Here is a 23989-nt window from a genome sequence, read left to right as displayed (position 1 = left end):
GGTCAAGGCGCTTTCGATGCGTTCACGACTTTCGTCATTTGCAATGTTCGTATATGAAGAAGGCTATTCATGAAGGGGACGAGTTTGGAAACAGATGACCGCTATCGCGCGCCAGCGCTGGACAAGGGGCTGGACATTCTTGAATTGCTGGCAAGCGTTGATGGAGGTCTCAGCCAGGCCGAGATTGCAAAACATCTCGACCGCAGTCCGAATGAGTTTTACCGGATGCTCGACCGGCTGGTGAAGCGCGGCTACGTCACGAAACTCGAAGGCGACCGCTATTCTTTGACCCTTAAGCTGTTCGGTCTGGCGCATCTGCATGCGCCGGTTCGCAGGCTTGCATCCTTCGCCACGCCCTATATGCGTGATCTCGCCGACCGCTCAAAACAAGCCAACCAGCTCGCGGTTTTTGACCGTGGCTCGGTAGTGGTCATCGCCCAGCAGGAAGCCCCGGATTACTGGGGAATCTCCATCCGTGTCGGCTCGCATATCAGCCTGTTTGATACGGGTTCCGGTCATGTACTGCTTGCCTTCCGCTCGCCTGAAGAGCGTAAGATGATGATTGCCGAATATGTGAAAGACAGCGATAGCATCAAGCTGGATGAAAGCTTCTATGAGAGGCTCGACCAGATCAGAGAGCGTGGCTACGAGATGATGCCGAGTGCGCAGGTCGCAGGCGTTTACAATTTGTCCGCACCGATTCTCGGTCCCGATGGTGCCTGCATTGCAGCACTCACCTGCCCCTATGTGACGCTCGTCAATTCTGCCCCTGCACCAGACATTACTCAGACGATTACACTGCTACAGAATACGGTAAAAGACCTGTCCAAACTGGTTGGTTCTGATATCGGCACAACAGAATAGTTCACTGCGATAATTCTTATTTGAAAACTCTCTTCTTTTTTGAAAGTATGACATAGGAGGAGAGTTTTCATGATTATCGATACCCATCTGCATCTGATCGACAAAAGCGCGTTGAATTATCCATGGCTGGGAGACGTACCAGCCTTGAACCGCGACTTTCTGTTTGAGACCTATCAGAAGCAGGCCGAACGCTGCGGCATTACAGCAGCGCTTCATATGGAAGTGGATGTTTTACCGGCACAAATTGTGGCCGAGACCGCTCACATTGAGGCAATCTCGCGGCAATATAATGGCTACATTAAGGGTGCAATCGCATCCTGCCGCCCTGAAGAACCAGAATTTGCCGAATATCTGGAACAGCAGCTTGGCAATCCTTTCGTGAAAGGTTTTCGGCGCGTGTTGCATGTCGTGCCTGACGATTTGTCGGAAAAGCCTTTGTTCCGCGAAAATATCAGGCGCTTGGAAGGCACCGGTCTGACATTTGATCTTTGCACTTTGCCGCATCAAATCGACAAAGCCGTGGCTCTCGCCGACCTCGCAACAGATGCGCAATTCGTACTCGACCATTGCGGTGTGCCGGACATCAAATCAGGTGCGCTGGAAGTCTGGCAGAAGGGAATTACTGAGATTGCTCAGCGCGACAATGTGGTCGCCAAGATTTCAGGCGTTGTGGCTTATGCGGACTCCGCAAGCTGGACCGTAGAAACCCTGCGCCCTTATGTGGAGCATGTCATTCAGTCGTTCGGTTGGGAGCGTATCGTGTGGGGGAGTGACTGGCCGGTCTGCACCTTAGCAGTTCCGGGGGCGAGCAGTGTCGATGCTGGGCTTTCGACATGGGTTGCCACAACCCATGCGCTTCTTGAAGGATGCAGCGAAGACGAAAAAGCGCTGCTGCTTTCTGAGAATGCAACGCGCCTCTGGAAGCTGTAAAACTGATTAGGCTGGCGACAAACCGCCAGCCTTTTTTTAATTAAAAGCTTTCGCGGAAAAGCCTATTGAGATCGACGATAACATCTTCCGCCTTCTCATTTTCCACTAAGCCCTTGTTAATGCGCTCGGATGCCGCTTCCTGAAATGGCATATAGCCATCGTGACGTGGGCGCACCCATGCGCCTTCAAGCGTTGCACGCGTATCCCGATAGAAGTCTGACGTCGCTGCATTTACAATGGCGTCTTCCCAGGCACTCGCATGCCCCGGCTGGCCGTTGGAGGCCGCATAAAGCCCCTTCTGCACATCCCCACTCGCAATCCAATAAGCAAAATCAATGGCTGCGTCTGAATGCTTGCTGAAGGCAGAAACCGCAATACCCGTGCCGCCGAGAGCAGAACCTGCAACACCCGCCGCACCCGCTGGAATATCGGAAAAGCGGATCAAACGTTCACGGAATTCTGGCATGGCATAATTCACATAGCCATAGATCAGCGGTGAGCAGGCTATCTCGGAATCAGGCTTCGCCATTTCCTCAAACACAGCAATCGGGTCCATGCCAAAACATTCAGGCTTCACCAGTGAAGCAAGCTCACGTAACTGCTCGAAAGCCTTGGCACCATCCTCAACAGAGATCAGCTCGCCTTCCACAGAGCAAGGTGTTCCGGCATTGGCGACAAGTGTGTAAAAACTCATCAGCGAATGCGGCGAACGCAGTGGCAACAGCACTTTTCCAGAGCGTGCAAGCCGCAGCACTTCGCCCCACGAGGTTGCAGGCTTGTCCATCAGATCAGGACGCCATGCCTGAACCTGCGTTGCAGCATCCAGCGGAAACGCCCATTGCCGCCCCTGCCAGTTATAGCTCGGGAAAGACTGCCCGACCGAACCATCCGCAAGCGCCGCAAGTTCTGTTTCGCGTCCAGCTACATCAAGCGGCAGCAGGCAATTTTCCTTGGTAATTTGCCCCACATGCGGATGATCAATCACGATCATATCGAAATTGCGCGCCAGTTCCTCGACAGGATAAGTCTCAAAATCCTGAAGCGAGCGCTTTTCCCACTCAATCTCGACACCCTTATCCTGCAACCATTGTTGAGCCGCCGCCACCATCGGATCATAACCGCGCGGGTGGCTCCAGGTCATGCCTTTAAGCGTGATCTTGCTCATAGGCCGAACTCCTCGCGAATTTCCCTGCTGTTTTCGCCAATGCGCGGTGCCGCACGCGCGACCTTCGCACGCAAACCATTGATGCGCAGTGGTGAACGTGTAGTGGTGATGGAAACATCGTCTTCACGTGTCACCGTCTGGAGCATGTCGAGGACCGAAAAGCCTTCGCTTTTGAGCAGTTCTTCCCAGTTGAGAACGCGGGCACACCAGATGTCGGCCGGTTCCAGAATGGCGAGCCACTCATCGACTGTTTTCTCAGCAATACGCGCCGCAATCAGGCGTTTGATTTCATCGCGCTTAGCGAATGCGATCTTCGGATCGTCAATGAAAGGCGCAAGTGTATCTGTTTCAAGCAGGGGCGCGAGTTTTGCAATCGGCATCATGGCAATGGCGAGATAACCGTCCGCTGCCGGATAAACCCCATAGGGTGCTGAAAGATAAGCGTGGGCGCTGCGGAACTCAGAACGCTTCGGCAGACGGCGACCATCGTTCAAATGAGTGGTCAGCACTTCAAACTGGAAATCAACCAGCGCTTCGAGAAGGCTGGTTTCGACATGCGAGCCTTTGTTGGTAATGCCACGGCGGACCAGTGCGGCGAGAATGCCCTGCGCTGCGGCAGCGCCTGCCAGCATATCAGCGACCGCCAAACCGAATGGCACCGGCCCCTGCCCTTCATCACCATTCAGCCACATCAGGCCCGAACGCGCTTGCGCCAGCAAGTCCTGTCCCGGACGCCCGACCCATGGACCTTCTTCGCCATAACCGCTGATCGATGCATAGACGAGACGCGGATTGATTGCTTGAGCTGCTTCATAATCGAGGCCAAGACGCTTTATGACACCGGGACGGAAGTTCTGGATCAACACGTCAGCCTGTGTGAGAAGCTTCTTCAACGCCGCCAAATCGTCAGGGTTTTTCAGATCGATTGCAAGGCTGTCCTTGCCGCGATTGATCGCATGAAAAATCGTGGAATCACCACCTATTTCCGTGTCACTCAGATAAAGCCTGCGCGAGAGATCGCCGCCATCGGGCCGCTCAATCTTAATAACGCGTGCGCCTAAGTCCATCAGGCGCAACGAGCAATAAGGCCCCGACAAAAACTGGCTCATATCGACAATGACGAGCCCGCTCAGCGGCAGTTCGTTTTCCGACATCGGGAAATTCCCTCCTCACGAATTTCTATGTGAATATAGTCTTCACATATGGATTTATGGAAGGCAAGGTGAAATTGGGGTTCGAGCGCGGTTCGGTGTGAATGTGTCAGATCGGTGCTCTGGGAGAGCGAAAGCCTCTCGCTTTCAGAAATATGGGGTTTTCGAACGCCCTCCTCATCCTGAGCCAGTGCGAAGCACCGTGTCGAAGGACGAGGGCATAGGCTTGGTTCGCTTTCCCTCGCCTTCGAGACGCCGTTTTCAACGGCTCCTCAGGATGAGGGAAAGAGATGTCACGCTCTAGAATGCAAAAACGCCACCCGGTTGGGCGGCGTTTTTGGAGGAATAAGGTATCAATCAGACTGCGAGTTCGACTTCGTTACTGGCAAGTTCCAGCAGGGTCCAGACGTGATCGGCAAATGAGTTCCACACCTCAATGCGATAATGATCTTCGTCCCATTTCAGAAGAATAATCTGGGCATGATCGAATATCGTACGGGCGGCTCCTGGCGCTTGCATCTTGGCCAGTTCCAGCGGAGAAGCGGCATTCAATAACCATTCGGCCTTCGGACCAGTAATATCGACGCCGGTTTCGCGATGGCTCACTTCCGTCAGGCTATGCGGCTCAGTTTCATAGAGCTTGGCGAATGCCTGCGTGATGGTTGCGCCCTTGGTTTCCTCGGCCCAGATATACCATTCATCCGGCCCGATGCAGGCGACTGCGATATCATCCGTGCGGATAAGATCGCCGATCTTTGCTGGGATTTTTGCACCTAGCGCTTTTTCTGCTAGCTTCAGTTTTGTGGCCGCAATGCGCAATACGAAACGGGCAGCGTCATCGGCTGCGTGGATTTCCAGACGACCCGGAATAACGACCTTGCGGTTCGAATAAGGTTTTGTCTCAACAAGCATGGTTCAATCCTTATCCGTTCAACTTCGCGCCTTCGGGATCATAAAAGACCATTCCCGAAACAGTGGCTTCATGTACGCTTCCATCGGACATCGGCATATAAAGCGTTTCACCAATACGGTCCTTGCCGCCAGCAACAACCGCCATGGCAATAGACCGACCAAGGGCCTCGCTCCAATAGGACGAAGTGACATGGCCAAGCATGGTCATTGGCAGCGCCTGTTTTGGATCGGCAACAATCTGTGCGCCTTCTTCCAGAACCAGCTTCGGATCGTTGGTCAACAGACCCACAAGATGCTTGCGATCAGATTTAAGCATATCAGGGCGAGCCAGCGAGCGCTTACCGACAAAATCCGGCTTCTGCTTGCCAACAGCCCAGCCGAGGCTTGCATCATCCGGCGTTATCGTGCCGTCAGTGTCCTGACCGACAATGATATAGCCTTTTTCCGCGCGCAGAACGTGCATGGTTTCCGTGCCGTAAGGCGTGATGTCATATTGCTGACCGGCCTCATAGAGTGCCTTCCAAAGTGAAAGACCGTAACGCGCAGGCACGTTGATTTCGAAGCCAAGTTCGCCGGTGAAGCTCATACGGAACAGACGTGCTGGCACGCCGAGGAATGTGCATTCCGCGACCGACATATGCGGGAAGTTTTCGTTTGAAATATCCAGCCCTTCGACCATCGGTTCGATAAGCTTGCGCGCATTGGGACCGTTGATCGCCACAACTGCCCATTGCTCAGTGGTTGAGGTGAGCGAGACTTTCAGCTCCGGCCATTCGGTCTGGAGATAGTCTTCCATCATATTGAGAACACGCGCGGCACCGCCGGTTGTGGTTGTCACATGGAAACGATCCTGCGTGAGACGACCAACTACACCGTCATCACGGATGAAGCCATCTTCGCCAAGCAGCAGACCATAACGGCAGCGCCCGACACCGAGCTTCGTCCATGGATTGGTGTACATGCGGTTCATGAACTCTGCCGCATCGGGGCCGACCACTTCGATCTTGCCAAGCGTTGAAGCGTCGAACATGCCCAATGATTGACGCGTGGCCTTGCATTCGCGTGCCACCGCCTTGTGCATGTCTTCGCCGGTTTTCGGGAAGTACCATGCCCGTCGCCACAGCGAGACCGGCTCGAAAGCAGCGCCATGCTGCTCGGCCCAGCTATCGATTGGCGTCTTGCGTGTCACATCAAACAGCTTGCCACGATTGTAGCCGCAGAAAGCACCAAAGGTGGTCGGTGTGTAAGGCGGGCGGAAAGTTGTGAGACCCACCTGCGGCGTTGGCCTCTTCAACGCATCCGCTGCAATCGCCAGACCATTAATGTTGGACGTCTTACCCTGATCGGTCGCCATACCGTTGGTGGTGTAGCGCTTAACATGCTCGATAGAGCGGAAGCCCTCGCGCACAGCCAGACGAATATCCTTGGCCGTCACATCGTTCTGGAAATCGATGAAAGCCTTGGCCTTGCCGGGATCGCGATCTGTCGGCAGTTCGCGCACGCTCTCACCATCGCAGATGAAATCACCAGCAACTGCATATTCAGATGCTTTGGCCTTATGCCCAACATCCTTTGCGGCAGCAGCGCCTGCATCTGCACCTTCGCGAAGAGCGGCCTGCAAATCGAAATTGCCATTGCCTGCTCCTGCACAACGGCTTTCCTCGGTCGGCTTACCCGGAAGATAAATCTGACGCGCCTCATCCCAGACAAGCGAGCCTTTTGTGTGCGAAAAGAGATGCACGCTCGGATTCCACCCACCAGACATCAGCACCACATCGCAGGCAATTATGCGTGCAGCACCGACCGAGCCATTGGAAACCGGATTGACGCGCACGGACGACACACGATGACGTCCGCCAGTGTCCGTAACAGTCCAGCCGGTCAGTGTTTCAATGCCGAGCATTTTGGCACGGTTGATAAGGCTGTCGGCAACGCTCGAACGCACATCGATGATGGCAGGAACCTTGACGCCTGCCACCGCCAAATCGAAAGCCGCGAGCCATGCACTGTCATGCGAGGTGACGACGACAGCCTGATTGCCAACCTTGACGCCATAGCGATTGAGATAGGTGCGTCCCGCGGAAGCCAGCATCACGCCGGGACGGTCATTGCCTGCAAAGACCAGCGGCTTTTCAATCGCGCCCTGCGCCAGCACCACCTGCTTTGCACGCACACGCCACATACGTTCACGCGGTGCATTGGAGGCGGGCTTTGCCTGATGATCGGTCAGGCGTTCGCAAAGGCCGACCATGTTCTGATGGTAATAGCCAATGGCCGTTGTGCGCGGCAAAAGCGTGACATTCGGATTGGCTTTAAGGGCCGCTATGGTTTCATTGAGCCAGTCCCAGCTTGCGCGGCCATTGATGACCGGCTCTGGCTCGGACAGAAGCGAGCCACCAAATTCGGCCTGCTCATCCACGAGGATGACCTTCGCGCCGCTCTTTGCAGCTTCGAGCGCAGCAGCCAGGCCGGCAGGTCCACCACCGGCGATCAGCACGTCGCAGAAAGCATAGCGGCTGGCATAGGTGTCTGGGTCCGGTTCGGATGGCGACTTGCCAAGACCGGCAGCGCCTCGGATGAAAGGCTCATAGACCTTGTTCCAGAAGCTCTTCGGCCACATGAAGGTCTTGTAGTAAAAGCCCGCAGAGAAGAACATGTAGAACGCATCATTGATCGCGCCTACATCGTGCTTGAGCGACGGCCAATGGTTCTGGCTTTCGGCTTTCAAGCCGTCATAGAGTTCGAGAACCGTTGCGCGGGTGTTTGGCTCATAGCGACCCGGTCCACGTGATACGCCCATCAATGCATTTGGCTCTTCGGAACCGGCAGAGAGAATGCCGCGCGGGCGGTGATATTTGAACGAACGACCGGCCAGATGCTCGCCATTGGCAAGCATGGCGGATGCCAGCGTATCACCTTCAAAGCCGGAATAGGTCTTGCCATTGAAGCTGAACCGAACGGACTTGGCCTTGTTGACACGGCCTTTGTTATGAATGCGCATATCGGTCATTATTTCGTCTCCGCAGCCGGAGTTTCTGCCAAAGCAGGACGGGGTTCACCGGCCTTGTAGGTGGTGACAAACTTGTCGCTCACCGTATCGCGCACCGCATTGAAAAAGCGGCCGCAGCCATTGATATGCCGCCAGCGCTCAAAATGGGTGCCGCGTGGATTGGAGCGCGTGAACAGGAAGTCGCGCCATTCATCATCGGTCAGCGTCGATGGGTCGGCTGGGCGCGCAATATGCGCTTCGCCTGCATAGGCGAATTCAAGCTCTGGGCGTTCCATTTCGCAATAAGGGCAACGGATAAGAAGCATTTTGTGTTTCCCCTATTTCCTTAGTGAGCCACGGCGGCAGCAGCCGCTTCATCGATCAGGCGACCGGTGGTGAAGCGTTCAAGCGTGAACGGTGCGTTGATCCAGTGTGGTTCGTCGCGTGCGATCGTATGGGCAAAGACATGCGCCGAACCTGGCGTCGCCTTGAAGCCGCCCGTGCCCCAACCGCAATTCACAAACAGGCCCGGCACCGGCGTCTTGCCGATGATCGGTGAACGATCCGGCGTGACATCAACAATACCGCCCCATTTGCGCAGCATCCGCATACGGGTGAAAATCGGGAAGACTTCGCAGATGGCCGCAAGCGTATGCTCGATCAGCGGCAGACCACCGCGCTGGCTGTAGGACACATATTGGTCAGTGCCGGAGCCGATCACCAACTCGCCCTTATCGGACTGGCTGATATAGGCATGCACCGAATTGGACATAACTACGCATGGGAAGATCGGCTTGACCGGCTCAGACACCAGCGCCTGTAGCGGGAAGCTTTCAAGTGGCATGCGCACGCCTGCGGTATCCATGACAATGGACGTACTGCCAGCCGCCGACACGGCCACTTTCTTTGCCTTGATAAACCCGCGTGGCGTATCAACGCCGGTCACACGGCCCGAAGCATCGCGACGAATGGCCGTCACCGGGCAATTCTGTATGATATCAACGCCGCGCTCAGTCGCACCACGAGCATAGCCCCAGGCAACCGCATCGTGACGGGCCACGCCGCCGCGCCGCTGCAAGGTGGCGCCAACAACCGGATAGCGCGCATTCGCCGAAATATCGAGCGGCGGACAATATGCCTTCGCCTGCTCCTTGGTCATCCATTCATTGTCGATACCATTGAGACGATTGGCATGGATATGACGCTTGAAGCTCTGCACGTCATGAACCGTATGCGCCAGCATCATCACACCGCGCTGCGAGAACATGACGTTATAATTGAGGTCCTGGCTTAGACCTTCCCACAATTTCATCGCGTGTTCGTAAAGATGCGCGCTCTCGTCATAGAGATAGTTGGAGCGGATGATGGTGGTGTTGCGTCCCGTATTGCCGCCGCCAAGCCAGCCTTTTTCGATGACCGCGACATTGGTGATGCCGTGTTCCTTGGCCAGATAATAGGCGGCACCCAGACCATGGCCGCCAGCACCGACGATGATCACATCATATTCGGCCTTGGGTTCGGCATCCGACCATTGCGGCTTCCAGTTCTTATTGCCGGAAAGCGCGTTGCCAACGATAGAAGCTAACGAAAAACGGGACATGAACAACCACCAGTCTTACGGTTCATGCACCCATGCAGCACATGAAAAATCTCTGGTGATATTTGTATTGGCTTGCGCGTGAAACCGACAGCAGGCTTGCGTCAAAAGACGTCACAAATACGACATTAGCACCATTTCGCGACATGGCGAAGATCGGAGCGCCCAAGTGTTGCATTTCGCGTCTGACAAGGACAGTAGTGGAACCGGATTGAATACGTCACATCAACTTCAACTGGATTGCCGATGACCGATACATTGCCGCTTAAGCCGCTAGATCTGCATGAGAGCGAATTTGCAAAACTTGTGCCGAATTCCAGACTGCGACAGCAATTCCAGTTCATTCTTGAAGTAGAAAAACTGAAACAGGTGATACGGCGGACCCCACTTCTGGATGTTTCGCGGCGCGAAAATGATGCCGAGCACACCTGGGAACTGACGCTCATGGCGATGGTTCTGCATGAACATGCGAATGAGAAAGTCGATCTCCTGCGTGTACTCAAGATGCTGATCATCCACGACATCGTGGAGATCGATGCGGGCGATACGTTCATTTATGATGCCGTGGGAGCTGTTGATCAGGAAGAGCGCGAAATACAGGCCGCCGACCGGTTATTCGGCATTCTGCCGGAAGATCAGGCGCTGGAGTTTCGCGCGCTGTGGGATGAATTTGAGGCGCGTGCAACACCTGAATCACAATTCGCGCGCGCGATGGATAGGCTACAGCCGCTCCTTCATAACTTTTTCACCAGTGGCGGAACCTGGCACACGCCGGGTGTGACCGCATCAGACGTACTGGATAGAAAAGCGCCCATTTCACAGGCATCTGACACACTTTGGGACGCCGCTCAGCGGATAATCGCAGAAGGTGTAGAACGCGGATATCTGAAGCAGGGTTGAACTAAACTTTTTAGTTTTGGCTGGATATTGCGAAGCTCTGGTTGTTTTCACGGACGGCCCGAAGGAGCTGCTATGTCCTTAATATTAGTGATTAATAATATTAGAAAGCCTCCAAATAGTTTTTATCAAAATAGGACAATATTGTTGTCCTTTTCTCTTTTCTTTTATTGCGTGAAGCGCTACTCAAGCGTTCATAAACGCCTCTTTAAAGAGGGATAAAAGCAAGAAAGGTGATTTCATGACTAGGGAAAATCTACTTGAAAGTGCGCTCGTTCGTCTTGATGAAGCCGCAAGCCATATCAATATCGATCCGGATGTTATCGAAAAGCTGAAATACGCGCGCGAAACCATGAAGGTGCGGTTGATGATCCGCATGGACGACGGCTCGCGTAAATCCTTTCTTGCATGGCGCTGCCGCTATGACGACACTCGCGGACCAACCAAGGGCGGCATCCGTTATCATCCCGAATCAACGGCTGAAGAAGTCGAAACACTCGCTTTCTGGATGACCTTCAAGTGCGCCGTGATGAACCTGCCTTATGGCGGTGGCAAAGGTGCTATCCAGGTTGATCCACGCAAGCTTTCCAAGGCTGAGCTTGAGCGTCTTTCACGCGCCTATATTCAGGCTTTCTCCGGCATCATCGGCCCAGACCGCGATATTCCGGCACCAGACGTCTATACCAACTCCATGATCATGGGCTGGATGGCAGACGAATACTCTCAGATCGTCGGCCAATCCTCACCTGCCGTGATTACCGGTAAGCCATTGGCACTCGGCGGCTCGCTTGGTCGTAACGATGCGACAGCACGCGGCGGCTTCTATCTGGTTCGCCATCTGGCGCACGACCTCGGGCTTGCTTCGCAGCTTCGCGTTGCAGTTCAGGGCTTCGGTAATGCTGGACAGTTTTTTGCGAAACTTATGGCCAGTGACGGCCACAAGATCGTAGCAGTATCAGATTCGTCGGGTGCGGTTTATTGCGCCAAAGGTCTTGATCTTGATCTGCTTCTGGCAGCAAAGGAACAGGGCAAATCGGTTGTTTCCACTGCTGGTAACAAGGGCCATGAAGCGATCAGCGCTGATGAACTTGTCGCCGTTGATTGCGATGTATTGGCACCAAGCGCCATGGAAAACATGATCCATGTCGATAATGCTGCATCCATCAAAACCAAGTTGATTGTTGAGCTTGCAAACGGTCCTGTTACGCCTGAAGCCGACAAGATTTTGGAGGAAAAGGGCGTCATCATCCTGCCAGATATTCTGGCCAATGCCGGTGGCGTAACTGTTTCCTATTTTGAATGGGTTCAGAACCGTCAGGGCTATTACTGGACGCTTGAAGAAATCCATGAACGCCTGAAAACCATCATGGAACGCGAAGGCCGTGCCATCTGGAACCATGCCAAGCAACACAAGGTTACTGTCCGTTCGGCAGCTTATGTGCATGCGCTGGAACGCCTTGCACAGGCCATCGAAGCGCACGGCACACAGAACTACTTCTCTGCCTGATCGAGGCATCTTAAAACGTCCTCCTGTCAGATATCTGGCGGGAGGGCGTTTCATCGGCAAGCGTCTTTTGCCAGATGGCTATAGTCTGGTCTCTTAACATAACAATCGTCGAATACCTGCTCGCAAGGCTCTTTGAATGACGCCTTGCCATTCCTATATCCTGTAAAACCACGATACAGCGAGGAACGGGATGAATATCGGGCAAGCCGCCAAAGCATCGGGCATATCGGCGAAAATGATCCGCCATTATGAAACCATCGGGCTTATCGAGGCTGCCGATAGAACCAGCTCGGGCTATCGCGTCTATACGCAGAATGATGTCGAAACGCTGCGTTTCATCCGTTCAAGCCGTGATCTCGGCTTTCAGGTCGAGCAAATCAAGGAACTACTGGCGCTCTGGCGCGATCGCAATCGCGCATCTGCCGATGTGAAGAAGGTCGCACTCCAGCATGTTGAAGATCTTGAAGCCAAGATGAAGCAGCTGCAGAATATGGCCGATACGCTGCGCCACCTTGCCCATAATTGCCAGGGCAATAATCGCCCCGACTGTCCGATTATTCACGAGCTTGCCACCCATAGCGTGCAAAAGCCTGTGCGCCCCGCACCGCGAAAGGGCGAGTTGCTGCACGGGAAAGTTTGAAACGCTCTTTGGACAAGAGACATATCAAAACGGCAAAACGCCGGGAATTTCCCGGCGTTTTTGTTTGATGTGCTCTGTCGGTTTATTTTTACGCGCATCTTGTTCCGCAAACCGCTTCGCACTTTTCGGGATGCGCTTTATTTCGGAAGCGTATAGGCAATCACGTAGTCGCCCGGTTTAGTCCCGACCGAACCGTGGCCGCCAGCAACCATCAGCACGAATTGCTGATCACCGACCGTATAGGTCATAGGTGTGGACTGACCACCTGCCGGCAAACGTGCCTCCCATAGAACCTCGCCATTGGTGAGATTATAGGCGCGGAGATAATCATCGACCGCAGCACCCAGGAAGGCAACGCCACCTGCCGTAATCATCGGCCCGCCAATGCCCGGCACGCCAACCTTGAATGGCAGCGGAACGGGTGCCATGTCGCGGATGGTGCCATTGCGATGCTTATAAACCGTCTTGCCTGTGCGCAGATCGACACCCGCAACATAGCCCCAAGGTGGCGACTGACACGGAATGCCGAGCGGGCTTAAGAATGGTCCCATGAAGACGCCATAAGGCGCGCCGTCATTGCGGTTCAGCCCCTGCTCGCTGCCCTTCTCATCCTGTCCACGCGGCGGAATATCCGCACGCGGCACAAGGCGGGAGGTGAAAGCGAGGTAGGTCGGCATGCCGAACATCACCTGACGCACCGGATCAACCGCCACGCTGCCCCAGTTGAAGACACCGAAATTACCTGGATAGACAATCGTGCCTTTCAGAGAAGGCGGCGTATAGCGCCCTTCATAGAAGTGCTGATGGAACGCGATGCGGCAAGCGAGCTGATCGAACAATGTCACGCCCCACATGTCGCTTTCTTTAAGCGGTGGTGGGCTGAATGTCAGATCAGAGATCGGCTGCGTTGGCGACGTATGATCCTCTGGGATAGCGCCTGTTGGAGCCGCAATCTCACTGATCGGAATGATCGGCTCGCCCGTGCGGCGATCAAGCACATAGATATCGCCCTGTTTGGTCGGCCCGACCAGTGCAGGCACACCATCGATGTCAAGAAGAACTGGCTGGGCTGGAACGTCCATATCCCAAAGGTCGTGATGCACTGTCTGGCGCACCCATTTGACTTGACCCGTATTCACATCGAGGGCGACAATGGAAGAAGAATATTTCTCGACATTATCGCTACGCCCCATGCCGAGCTGATCCGGCACCTGATTACCGAGCGGGATATAAACAAGATTGAGCTTGTCATCGACGCTGAATACCGACCAGCTGTTGGGCGAATTGGTCGTGTAATGCTCGCCTTCCGGCAGCGGCGTCGTAACATCCGGATTGCCCGAATCCCAATTCCAGAGCAGCTCACCCGTGCGGATATCGAAGGCGCGGATAACGCCTGACTGTTCTTCGGTCGAATAGTTGTCATTGACCGCACCGCCGACGATGATCTTGTCACCAACCACAGCTGGTGGCGAGGTCGAGTAATAATAGCCAGCCGGATTATATTTCATCCCATGGCTGAGATCGAGCGTGCCACCATTGGCAAAGTCAGTGCATATTTCCCCGGTAGCAGTATCAAGCGCGATCAGACGCGCATCCGAAGTCGGCAGATAAACGCGCTCAGAGCATTTGGCTCCCGCCGTTGCCGTTGAATCCTTCCAGTAGCTTACACCACGGCACGTCTGGTGCTGGCGATCGGTATTAAAACCAACCTTGGGATCGAACTTCCACTTTTCTTTGCCCGTCGCAGCATCAAGGGCAATCGCCCAGTTATGTGGGGTACAAAGATAAAGCGAGTCGCCGATCTTGAGCGGTGTCACCTGGTAGGTGGTTTCGCCAACATCCTGCGGCTGTTTCACATCGCCAGTCTGATATTGCCAGGCGACCTGCAGTTTGGAGACATTTTCAGGCGTTATCTGCGCAAGTGGTGAATAGCGCTGCCCGTAAGGTGTACGCCCATATTGATGCCACTCACCCTCGGGCACGTTGCCACCAAAATCAGGTGTTGCAGCAACCTTTTCCGTCGGCAGATCGCCCTTGATATTGGTCGGGTCCTGCGTCATCGAGTAACCCGCGACAACAAGAGCTGCGAGCGTCGCGATGGTCAGCGGTAAACCACCACCATTCAGCGGCTTCCTGATCCACGGCGTGAGCAACCAGAGGCCAAGCAGGACAATAATGCCGCCAGTGGAGCCGAGACGCCACCAATCAAAGCCGACTTCATAAACGGCCCAGCCAAGTGTTCCGAGAATGACCAGCGCATAAATCCAGAGCGCCAAAGCATTTCGTTTGAGAAGGAAAAAGCCGGTCAGCAGGAGGCCGACAGCGATGGCTATGAAGGCCCAGCTGCCACCCAGCGTGGCGAGATAGATCCCGGCTGCGCCGAGCGCAAGACCAATCAGTAACAACACAATAGCCGTAAGAGAAACAAGCAAGACATTACCCCCTTCAAGTAGTGACTGCAGTCCCGCCGTGCATGACTGTTACTCTAATGAAAGCTGCACGGATTAAACCGAATTCGAGGTATTCCTGATTTGGGTGGGAGTGTCGCAGCAAATCCTTTGCCGCGCAACACTACGTTGCCTGCTCATCCACATAGGCGGCAAAATAAAAAATCCAGAGGGAGTGTATCGAAAAGTTCTTATTGATGTATCGGCAACCAATGTGGCCGCCGATACAAGTATTCAATGATTGTTTTTATTAACTCGCCATTGGGCTCTTAAAGCCCCTCAGTCGCAGAGCATTGCTCAGGACAAAGATGCTTGAAAGCGCCATGGCACCAGCAGCCAGAACAGGCGACAGCAACGTGCCGGTGAACGGATAAAGGATACCCGCTGCAACCGGGATCAGCGCCACATTATAGGCAAAGGCCCAGAACAGGTTTTCGCTAATATTGCGGATCGTTGCCTTCGAGATCGCAATTGCATTCACCACGCCGCGCAGATCACCCGACATCAGCACCACATCGGCACTTTCAATCGCAATATCCGTGCCGGTACCGATGGCAATTCCGACATCGGCTGCGGCAAGTGCTGGCGCATCATTGATGCCGTCGCCAACAAAGGCAATGCGCTTGCCACCAGCTGAGAGACGCTTCAATGCTTCGACCTTGCCGTCAGGCAACACTTCGGCCACCACTTCATCAATGCCCAGACGCTTGGCAATGGCTTGCGCCGTGCGACGGTTGTCGCCCGTAATCATTGCCACTTTCAAACCCTGCTCATGCATGGCTGCAATAGCTGCAGGCGTGGTTTCTTTCATCGGATCGGCAACCGTGATAATTGCTGCAAGCTTGCCATCAATTGCTGCATAAAGCGGTGTCTGACCTTCATCGCCAAGGCGACTTGCATCATCGGCAAAAACCGCCACGTCATAGCCAAGCTTTGCCATATAACGGTCAGCACCGATGGCAACCTCATGACCGGCAACGCTGGCTTTAAGGCCAAAGCCGGGGACAGATTCAAAGGCTGAGACATCCGCAAGCTTCAGACCTTTTTCCTTTGCTGCGGTAACAATGGCATCGGCAATCGGATGCTCAGAACGTGCTTCTACAGCGGCGACCAGCGCCAGAGCTTCATCTTTGTTGACACCATCGACAACAGCAAAATGTGCAAGTGCAGGCTTGCCTTGTGTGAGTGTCCCGGTCTTGTCGACAGCGATCACCGATGCATCACGCAGGGTTTGCAATGCATCGCCACGACGGAACAACACACCAAACTCGGCTGCACGACCCGTTCCGACCATGATCGAGGTCGGCGTTGCAAGGCCCATGGCACATGGGCATGCAATGATAACCACAGCAATGGCATTGACCAGCGCAAAGCCCATCATGCCTGTGCCGCCGATGACCAGCCAGACCACGAATGTCAGTGCCGCTGCGACCAGCACTGCAGGCACAAACCAGCCGGTGACTTTATCAACTTTCGCCTGAATAGGCAGCTTGTCGGCCTGTGCATCTTCGACCATACGAACGATCTGCGAGATCACCATATCACGGCCAACCTTGGTCGCGCGGAAGCTGAAGGCGCCGGTCTTGTTGATCGTGCCGCCGACGACTTCTGCGCCCTCTTCCTTGGCAACCGGTACCGGCTCACCGGTAATCATCGATTCATCCACATAAGATGAACCCTCAATCACCTCACCATCCACAGGCACCTTTTCGCCCGGACGCACTTGCACGATATCGCCGACGCGCACATCGTCGAGCGGCACATCGACCGTTTCGCCATCACGGACCACACGTGCAGATTTTGCCTGCAAACCCACCAGACGGCTGATTGCGGCCGAGGTGCGGCCTTTGGCACGTGCCTCCAGATAACGACCAATCAGGATCAGCGTGACAATGACTGCCGCTGCCTCGAAGTAAACATTCACTGTGCCTTCGGGCAGAATATCAGACCAGAAGGTTGCAACGACGGAGAAGCCCCATGCGGCTGTCGTTCCGACGACCACCAGAGAATTCATGTCTGGTGTGCCGCGCAGCAATGCCGGAATGCCTTTCTTGAAAAAGCGCATACCGGGGCCAAACAGCACCATTGTGGTGAGCACGAACTGGAAATACCAGCTGTTCTGCATTCCGATCGTGTCCATGACGAACATGTGCACAGCCGGAATGATATGCGATCCCATTTCAAGAATGAAAACCGGCAGCGTCAGAACTGCGGCAAGGATAACGCTCTTCTTCAGTTCTGCAGCTTCTGCATCGCGCTTGTCAGACTGCGTTTCCTGCGTCGCATCGCTGCGCGCTTCATCAAGCGAACGGGCTTCGTAACCTGCAGTCTCGACTGCCTTGATAAGGTCACTGAGCGGCACCTGACCCGCAAGCTCTACATGTGCACGCTCTGTCGCAAGATTGACACTGGCGCGCGTTACGCCCGGAACGGCGTTCAATGCCTTTTCGACCTTGCTGACGCAGGACGCGCAGGTCATGCCTTCAATAGCGAGATCAGTGCTACCGGATGGCACGTCATAGCCAGCCTTGCGAATGGCATCGATGACCGCAGGCATATCGGGAGCTGCTTTAAAGGTCACTTCAGCGCGTTCAGTTGCAAGATTGACCAGCACCTTGTCAACGCCCGGCACCTTCGCCACGGCTTTTTCAATGGACGAAACACAGGAAGCGCAACTCATGCCCTCAACGGGAATGGCAAAACTTGTGGCTTCCGGTTTGACTGGCTTGTTCATGGCAATCCCTTTCAGCCCCTGTTTTGAGGAGCGATATTACGAGTTGCACAATAATTAACCCTTCCCACCGTTGGAAGGTCAAGCCTTAATATGGAATGATTTTCAGACTGCCATTTCGTTCTGCGGTTGCATCGTCGCGAGGATCGATCCGCAGCGGGTCTGAATGAATTCCGGCACGTCAGCTGCAGGCATCGGGCGCCCCATGAGGAAGCCCTGCACCTCACCGAAATTCTGTTTACGCAGACAGTCGAGCTGTTGCGTTGTCTCCACACCTTCGGCGGTCGTAACAATCTTGAATCCTGCTCCAAGCGTCGCAACAGCCTGAATAATTGCCAGATCGCGGGTGTCTATTTCAATACCGGAAACGAAGCTTCGGTCGACCTTGATCTTGTCGAAAGGAAAAGAGCGCAGATAACTCAGCGATGAATAACCGGTGCCAAAATCATCCATGGCAATGCGGACGCCCAATCGGCGCAACTCGAACAGCAACTCCGTATTGTGCTTGCTGTTTTGCAGAAAGACGGATTCCGTAATTTCCAACTCAAGACGATCCGGCGAAAGCGGGGCTGCATGTAATGCATCCTTCACAGAATCAAGCAACGTGCACTGATTGAACTGGACTGGAGAAAGATTGACCGAGACCTTGATGTCCTCGGGCCATGAAGCTGCCTCCCGACATGCCTCACAAAGAACCCAATCACCAATCGGCCCGATCAGTCCTGCTTCTTCGGCAATCGGAATAAATTCGACCGGAGACACCAGCCCCAATACGGGATGATACCAACGCAGCAAGGCTTCAAAGCCGGATATGCGCCCGGATTCCAAATTGAAGATCGGCTGATAATGCAACTCAAACTGCTGTGCAGCCAAAGCCAGCCGCAGGTCGGTCGTCATGGCATGGCGTTTCTCAACGGCAAGGCGCAGGGAATGCTGATAAAAGCAGAAAGTCCGCCTTCCATCTGCCTTGGCCGCATAAAGCGCAAGGTCTACATTTCGCATCAGCACATCAGGATCGTCACCGTGCATAGGAGCCTGTGCAATGCCGATGCTACAGGTCACAAATTCGGAGATGTCACCAAGATCGAACGGCTCCTGGAATGCCGAAAGGAGGCGATCTGCGAACATGGCGATCTGTTCAACCGTATTGCAGTGATAAATGATGGCGAATTCATCGCCACCAAGCCTCGCGATGAACTGATCACTGATGATGTTCTTAAGACGAACTGCGACTTGCTGGAGAAGCAGATCACCAATCTGATGACCTCTGCTGTCATTGATGTTCTTGAAATGATCAATGTCGAGATAAAACAGCGCGAATGCAGGCGCACACTCTCTCTGTTTCAACACCCCGGTAATGTGCTGCGAGAAATAGGCACGGTTTGGTAAATCCGTCAGACTGTCATGCATGGCGACATGAGCCATGCGTTCCTCAATCTGTCGCCGCTCCGTCGTATCTTCTATCATACCAATGAGATAACGCGGCTGATCACCCTCAATAGGAGGGATCGAGCGCTTGATAATACGCATGCGGCGCGGCTTGCCATCGGCGCAACGGATATCGCGTTCGACTGTCAAAACACTGCCGCGGCGCATAGCCATACGGTCCTGCTGGGTCAGAAGCTTTGCTTCCTCCGCAGGAAAGATTTCTGCATCAATCGAACCAATAACCCGATCAATATCGTGCCCGCTGATGCTGGACGCTGCCTGATTGTAGAGGAGGTAACGCCCCCGATCCTTCATGTCCTTAACGAACACGCCAAGCGGCAAGTTATTGACGAGACTGTCGAGAAGCGACTGGGCATGATTTGCCTGCCGGTTGGCCTCTTCCAGCTCGGTAATATCCTGCACAATTGCAAGAATGGCTTGCTTACCGTCAAAGATAACCTGACGCCCATAAGTCAGAACATCGATGGTCTGACCGTTGGCGTTCAGGTGCTGCCAGCGCTCAGGACGTTCCAGATCGCTCCGGTCGTGCACGGCAGCAAACATTCTGTCGCGTTCGGTCTGTGGGCGGATGTCCAGCACTGTCATGCCGGGTATTTCGTCAACGGAATAACCATAGAGCCCATGGGCTGCTTCATTCATGACAATGAAGTGCAGCGTGTCAGGATCATAGACCCACATTGGTGTCGGATGGGTTGTAAAAAGAATGCGGAAATCTTCTTCGGAGGTACGCACTATGGCACCATCCGAGCGAGCCTGACCGGCTTCCCGCTTCCTCATCATTGTCCCCTCATCAGACATATCCTGACTGGATGTTCTCTGTTCTCGTGTCTGGAGAATCAGACCAAACTGTCTGTAGCAGGACGAAACAATCCCGTGGATAGCTTACTGCGTATAATTTTAACAAATTATATATAAATTATCGGAATCGCTAAATTAGCACCTTTGATTTTGATATTCAGAGAGCTTTGCTCTGTCTCTTGACCGGCCTGCTGTTCCGGCCTATGCCTTAAAGCACAAAATTCGTTGGGGTGCCTTCGAAGCAATATCAAGAAAAGTGCTTAGCGCTTTTCTGCCCGATATTGCGACACAAAAGGCTGAGAGACGCTGATCGCGTTAACCCATTGAACCTGATCCGGGTAATACCTGCGTAGGGAACGGAGTTTGACGCGTCGCGGCCGAGGGAGTTCCCTCATCGGAGTTCAGGCTCCCAACAGGTTCATGACGTCTCATTTTTCCGTTCGGAATAAGAGACGACATGATGGACCAAAAAAACAGTTTCTCCCGAACCACATCAAGCTGCATTGCGGCGCCCGTGCCCATATGCGTAACTATTGCTGGCTCTGACAGCAGTGGGGGCGCGGGCATTCAGGCTGATCTCAAAACCTTCTCGGCACTTGGTGTCTATGGTGCAAGCGTCATTGCCGCCATCACAGTGCAGAATACCCGCGCTGTAACAGCGGTGCATGATGTGCCGCCGGAAATTGTCGCTGGCCAGATCGAGGCGGTTTTCAGCGATCTCAATGTCACCGCAGTCAAAATCGGCATGGTGTCGGTGCCTAAGACTATTCAGGCAATCGCGTTTGGCCTTGAGCATTTTTCCGGCCCTATCGTGCTCGATCCGGTGATGATCGCCAAATCAGGTGATCGTTTATTGAGTGAAGACGCTATTTCGATCCTGCGCGAAAAGCTGATCCCCCTTGCCGCCCTTTTGACCCCCAACAGGCCCGAAGCTGCCTGCCTTCTCGACGCACCAACGGCAGTGACTGACGACGAGGCAGAGGAACAAGGTCGCGCCTTGCTCAAGCTTGGTGCAAAGGCTGTCTTGATGAAAGGCGGACATGCGGAAGGGGCAATTTGCACCGATCTTTTGATCCGCAGTGACCAGCCGACAATTCGGCTTGAAGCACCCCGCATTTACACCGCCAACACGCATGGAACGGGCTGCACGTTGTCCTCCGCGATTGCAGCAGGACTTGGCAAAGGCCTCTCGCTTGAACACGCTCTTCGAGAGGCGCACACCTATCTGCAAGCCGCGATCCGGAACGCAGACAAGCTTAAGGTTGGTCACGGACATGGCCCTGTGCATCACTTTCATGCCCTCTGGAATACAGATATCAGGGAGCAGGTATGATGCGGGTTACGATCATCGGCGCAGGCGTGGCGGGCCTTGCCACTGCCGCCGAATTTACCGATCAAGGCCATGCAGTTACCATCATTGCACTCAGTCCGAAAATCGGCAGTGATTGTTGCTCGTGGCTTGCTGGCGGCATGCTTGCACCATGGTGCGAAGGCGAAAGCGCTGAAGAGCCGGTCGTTCGTCTCGGACAGGAGGCCATTGGCTGGTGGGAACGCCAGGTATCTGGCGTCAAACGCGAGGGAACACTCGTGCTTTCGCATCTGCGGGATACCACAGAATTGCGCCGCTTTGCCCGTCGAACGGATGCTTTCGATATTATTGATCAAGCACGCATCGATGCTCTGGAACCCGATCTTGCAGGCCGCTTCCGACAGGGATTGTTCTTCGCGCAGGAAGGACACCTTGACCCACGCAAGACGCTGATCGAACTGGCAGACCGACTGCAGAAAAAAGGCGTGGTCTTTCATCTGGGACAGGATGCGAAAGACGTAAAGATCGACGCCGATATCACCGTCGATGCGCGTGGTCTTGCGGCGCGTGATCAGTTGCAGGATCTGCGCGGGGTTAAAGGCGAAATGCTGGTGGTCCGCTCCCGCGACATCAATCTTTCGCGCCCTGTGCGCCTGCTGCATCCACGCATTCCGCTTTATATCGTGCCGCGTGGCGACGGCATCCACATGATCGGCGCAACTATGATCGAAAGCGATGAGCGAGGCGGCATCAGCGTTCGCTCGACGCTGGAAATGTTGAGTGCCGCCTATGCGCTGCATCCGGCATTTGGCGAGGCGGAAATTCTGGAAACCGGCGTCGATGCCCGCCCCGCCTTCCCCGATAACCTGCCGCGTGTAAGCAGGCGCGGCAAAACCATTTATGTCAACGGGTTGTACCGGCACGGCTTTCTGCTGTCACCGGCGGTCGCACGTATGGCCGTTGCAGCAGCAACGCAACCCGAAGAAAGACCTGAACTTTTGGAGGAACTTTCATGACCATTGTTCTCAATGGCGAGGTCGTAGAGACGACTGCGGCCACTCTTGCAGCTTTGCTGACAGAAATCGAACTCGACAAGGCTGTGGTGGCAACGGCACTCAATGGTGAGTTCATCGCGGGTGACGAGCGCGAAACGACTACAATTTCTACTGGCGACCGCATCGAAGTTCTCGCTCCGATGCAAGGAGGTTAAGTTGCTGGAGTTTTATGGAAAAACGTTTGAAAGCCGTCTCTTGCTTGGCACAGCACTTTACCCATCACCGGCCATTCTAGCGGACAGCGTCCGTTCATCAAAGACGGAAATCGTGACTGTTTCGCTCAGGCGCGAAAGCGGTGACATGCGTGCAGGTCAGGATTTCTGGAAACTTATCAAGCAGATGGACGTGTCTGTCCTGCCCAACACCGCTGGCTGTCACACGCCACGCGAAGCGGTCACTACGGCCAGGATGGCACGTGAAGTCTTCGGCACCAATTGGATCAAACTCGAAGTCATCGGCGATCATGACACGCTGCAGCCTGACCCTTTCGGGCTGGTGGAAGCAGCACGCATCCTTTGCGATGACGGCTTTGATGTTTTTCCCTACATGAATGACGATCTGGTGGTGGCCGAAAAGCTGCTCGAAGCTGGTTGCAAAGTGCTCATGCCATGGGGCGCACCCATCGGTTCGGGGCGCGGGTTGAACAATCCTTATGCGCTCAGAACCATGCGCGCGCATTTTCCCGACGTTCCGCTGGTGGTGGATGCGGGCATCGGCGTGCCTTCACATGCAGCGCACGCAATGGAGCTTGGTTATGACGCGGTGCTGATCAACACCGCCGTCGCCAAGGCTGGTGACCCCACCGCAATGGCCTGCGCTTTCGCACTTGCCGTTGAAGCCGGACGCCTCGCCTATGAAGCCGATCCGATCGACGCGCGCGATATGGCCGCCCCCTCCACTCCCCTTATCGGAAAGGCATTTTTGTAATGGCCCTCGATCCGTTCTACCCGATCTTTGACAGTGCAGACTGGATCAAACGCATGGTGCCACTTGGCATCAAGCTGGTGCAGTTGCGTATCAAGAATAAGGATGATGCAGAACTGCGCACAGAAATCCGTGCAGCACGTGACATTTGCAAAGCACATGACTGCCAGCTCATCGTCAACGACTACTGGAAGCTGGCGATAGAGGAAGGCTGCGATTTCATACATCTTGGTCAGGAAGATCTCGATGACGCCGATCTCGATGCAATCCGTGCGGGCGGCGTAAAGCTCGGTATTTCCAGCCATGATGAAGCAGAACTCGATCGCGCAATGGCGCTTGAGCCTGCCTATATCGCGCTCGGTCCTGTCTATCCGACCATTCTCAAGAAGATGAAATGGCACGAACAGGGACTGGACCGCGTGCGGGAATGGAAGACAGCCCTCGGTAACATTCCACTCGTTGGCATTGGCGGCATGAATGTCGACCGCGCGCCCGGCGTCTTTAAGGCGGGCGCCGACATTGTTTCAGTCGTCACCGACATCACCCTCAATCCCGATCCGGAAGCCCGCGTGCGGCAATGGATCGAAATTACCCGTGCTTATGTAATTTAGTTTCTGGAGGAAA

At 54.5% G+C, this 23989-nt stretch carries 19 protein-coding genes and 1 riboswitch; of the genes, 10 read left to right on the top strand and 9 right to left on the bottom strand.

Features of this window, described 5'->3' with window-relative positions; translation table 11 throughout:
- The first annotated feature begins 69 nt into the window (after positions 1-69).
- Together OIV19_RS02610 and OIV19_RS02605 are read left to right on the top strand one after the other, a co-directional pair.
- Positions 70-864 carry an IclR family transcriptional regulator gene (locus OIV19_RS02610; protein WP_095445970.1) on the top strand — a complete coding sequence of 265 codons (795 nt, stop codon included), beginning with the start codon at positions 70-72 and terminating at the stop codon, positions 862-864.
- 69 nt (positions 865-933) lie between these two features.
- Positions 934-1794, top strand: coding sequence for an amidohydrolase family protein (locus OIV19_RS02605; protein ID WP_095445969.1), 861 nt, complete (start codon positions 934-936; stop codon positions 1792-1794).
- A gap of 40 nt (positions 1795-1834) precedes the next feature.
- Here the strand turns inward: OIV19_RS02605 and OIV19_RS02600 are convergent, their stop codons facing one another.
- The 6 genes from OIV19_RS02600 to OIV19_RS02575 form a co-directional block, all read right to left on the bottom strand.
- Positions 1835-2959, bottom strand: coding sequence for an ABC transporter substrate-binding protein (locus OIV19_RS02600; protein ID WP_264230577.1), 1125 nt, complete (start codon positions 2957-2959; stop codon positions 1835-1837).
- Positions 2956-4113 carry a CaiB/BaiF CoA transferase family protein gene (locus tag OIV19_RS02595; RefSeq protein ID WP_095445967.1) on the bottom strand — a complete coding sequence of 386 codons (1158 nt, stop codon included), beginning with the start codon at positions 4111-4113 and terminating at the stop codon, positions 2956-2958. The genes OIV19_RS02600 and OIV19_RS02595 overlap by 4 nt, the downstream gene beginning before the upstream one ends.
- Positions 4114-4467: 354 nt before the next feature.
- Complete coding sequence (locus OIV19_RS02590) at positions 4468-5022, bottom strand: sarcosine oxidase subunit gamma (RefSeq protein WP_264230576.1); 555 nt, start codon at positions 5020-5022, stop codon at positions 4468-4470.
- A 10-nt stretch (positions 5023-5032) separates the two neighbouring features.
- Complete coding sequence (locus OIV19_RS02585; protein WP_264230575.1) at positions 5033-8032, bottom strand: sarcosine oxidase subunit alpha; 3000 nt, start codon at positions 8030-8032, stop codon at positions 5033-5035.
- Positions 8032-8337, bottom strand: coding sequence for a sarcosine oxidase subunit delta (locus tag OIV19_RS02580; RefSeq protein ID WP_264230574.1), 306 nt, complete (start codon positions 8335-8337; stop codon positions 8032-8034). The genes OIV19_RS02585 and OIV19_RS02580 overlap by 1 nt, the downstream gene beginning before the upstream one ends.
- Before the next feature lie 20 nt (positions 8338-8357).
- Entirely contained in the window at positions 8358-9611 is a 1254-nt protein-coding gene (locus OIV19_RS02575; protein WP_264230573.1) for a sarcosine oxidase subunit beta family protein, read from the bottom strand.
- 243 nt (positions 9612-9854) lie between these two features.
- Between OIV19_RS02575 and OIV19_RS02570 the strand changes: the two genes are divergently transcribed.
- The 3 genes from OIV19_RS02570 to cueR all read left to right on the top strand — a co-directional run bounded on the left by OIV19_RS02570 (position 9855) and on the right by cueR (position 12652).
- Positions 9855-10508, top strand: a complete 654-nt coding sequence (locus OIV19_RS02570) for an HD domain-containing protein (protein ID WP_264230572.1) — start codon at positions 9855-9857, stop codon at positions 10506-10508.
- A 238-nt stretch (positions 10509-10746) separates the two neighbouring features.
- Positions 10747-12012, top strand: a complete 1266-nt coding sequence (locus OIV19_RS02565; RefSeq protein WP_264230571.1) for a Glu/Leu/Phe/Val family dehydrogenase — start codon at positions 10747-10749, stop codon at positions 12010-12012.
- 190 nt (positions 12013-12202) lie between these two features.
- Positions 12203-12652 (top strand): Cu(I)-responsive transcriptional regulator, encoded by a 450-nt coding sequence (cueR, locus tag OIV19_RS02560; protein WP_095445960.1) that lies wholly within the window; start codon positions 12203-12205, stop codon positions 12650-12652.
- Between the two features lie 137 nt (positions 12653-12789).
- Here the strand turns inward: cueR and OIV19_RS02555 are convergent, their stop codons facing one another.
- The 3 genes from OIV19_RS02555 to OIV19_RS02545 form a co-directional block, all read right to left on the bottom strand.
- Complete coding sequence (locus tag OIV19_RS02555) at positions 12790-15084, bottom strand: glucose/quinate/shikimate family membrane-bound PQQ-dependent dehydrogenase (RefSeq protein ID WP_264230570.1); 2295 nt, start codon at positions 15082-15084, stop codon at positions 12790-12792.
- 265 nt (positions 15085-15349) lie between these two features.
- On the bottom strand, positions 15350-17833 hold the full coding sequence (locus OIV19_RS02550) for a heavy metal translocating P-type ATPase (protein WP_264230569.1): 2484 nt from the start codon (positions 17831-17833) through the stop codon (positions 15350-15352).
- A 102-nt stretch (positions 17834-17935) separates the two neighbouring features.
- Positions 17936-20056 carry a bifunctional diguanylate cyclase/phosphodiesterase gene (locus OIV19_RS02545; protein ID WP_264230658.1) on the bottom strand — a complete coding sequence of 707 codons (2121 nt, stop codon included), beginning with the start codon at positions 20054-20056 and terminating at the stop codon, positions 17936-17938.
- Positions 20057-20293: 237 nt separating this feature from the next.
- Positions 20294-20450: riboswitch (TPP riboswitch) on the top strand.
- Positions 20451-20537: 87 nt separating this feature from the next.
- Here OIV19_RS02545 and thiD point away from each other — a divergent pair.
- The 5 genes from thiD to OIV19_RS02520 are packed head-to-tail and all read left to right on the top strand — an operon-like array spanning position 20538 to position 23976.
- Positions 20538-21410: a bifunctional hydroxymethylpyrimidine kinase/phosphomethylpyrimidine kinase gene (gene thiD / locus OIV19_RS02540; protein ID WP_264230657.1), complete on the top strand. Its 873-nt coding sequence runs from the start codon at positions 20538-20540 to the stop codon at positions 21408-21410.
- On the top strand, positions 21410-22402 hold the full coding sequence (locus tag OIV19_RS02535; RefSeq protein ID WP_264230656.1) for an FAD-dependent oxidoreductase: 993 nt from the start codon (positions 21410-21412) through the stop codon (positions 22400-22402). Before thiD ends, OIV19_RS02535 begins: the two co-directional genes overlap by 1 nt.
- Entirely contained in the window at positions 22399-22596 is a 198-nt protein-coding gene (gene thiS, locus OIV19_RS02530; RefSeq protein ID WP_264230568.1) for a sulfur carrier protein ThiS, read from the top strand. The genes OIV19_RS02535 and thiS overlap by 4 nt, the downstream gene beginning before the upstream one ends.
- Before the next feature lies 1 nt (position 22597).
- Positions 22598-23368 (top strand): thiazole synthase, encoded by a 771-nt coding sequence (locus tag OIV19_RS02525; protein WP_095445956.1) that lies wholly within the window; start codon positions 22598-22600, stop codon positions 23366-23368.
- Positions 23368-23976 (top strand): thiamine phosphate synthase, encoded by a 609-nt coding sequence (locus tag OIV19_RS02520; protein WP_264230567.1) that lies wholly within the window; start codon positions 23368-23370, stop codon positions 23974-23976. Before OIV19_RS02525 ends, OIV19_RS02520 begins: the two co-directional genes overlap by 1 nt.
- Positions 23977-23989 lie beyond the last annotated feature (13 nt).

This window comes from Brucella sp. HL-2 (assembly GCF_025846885.2).
GTDB classification, from domain to species: Bacteria; Pseudomonadota; Alphaproteobacteria; order Rhizobiales; family Rhizobiaceae; genus Brucella; species Brucella quorumnocens.
Note: the sequence above shows the minus strand (reverse complement) of the source record. Positions and strands in the feature narration are given on the sequence as shown.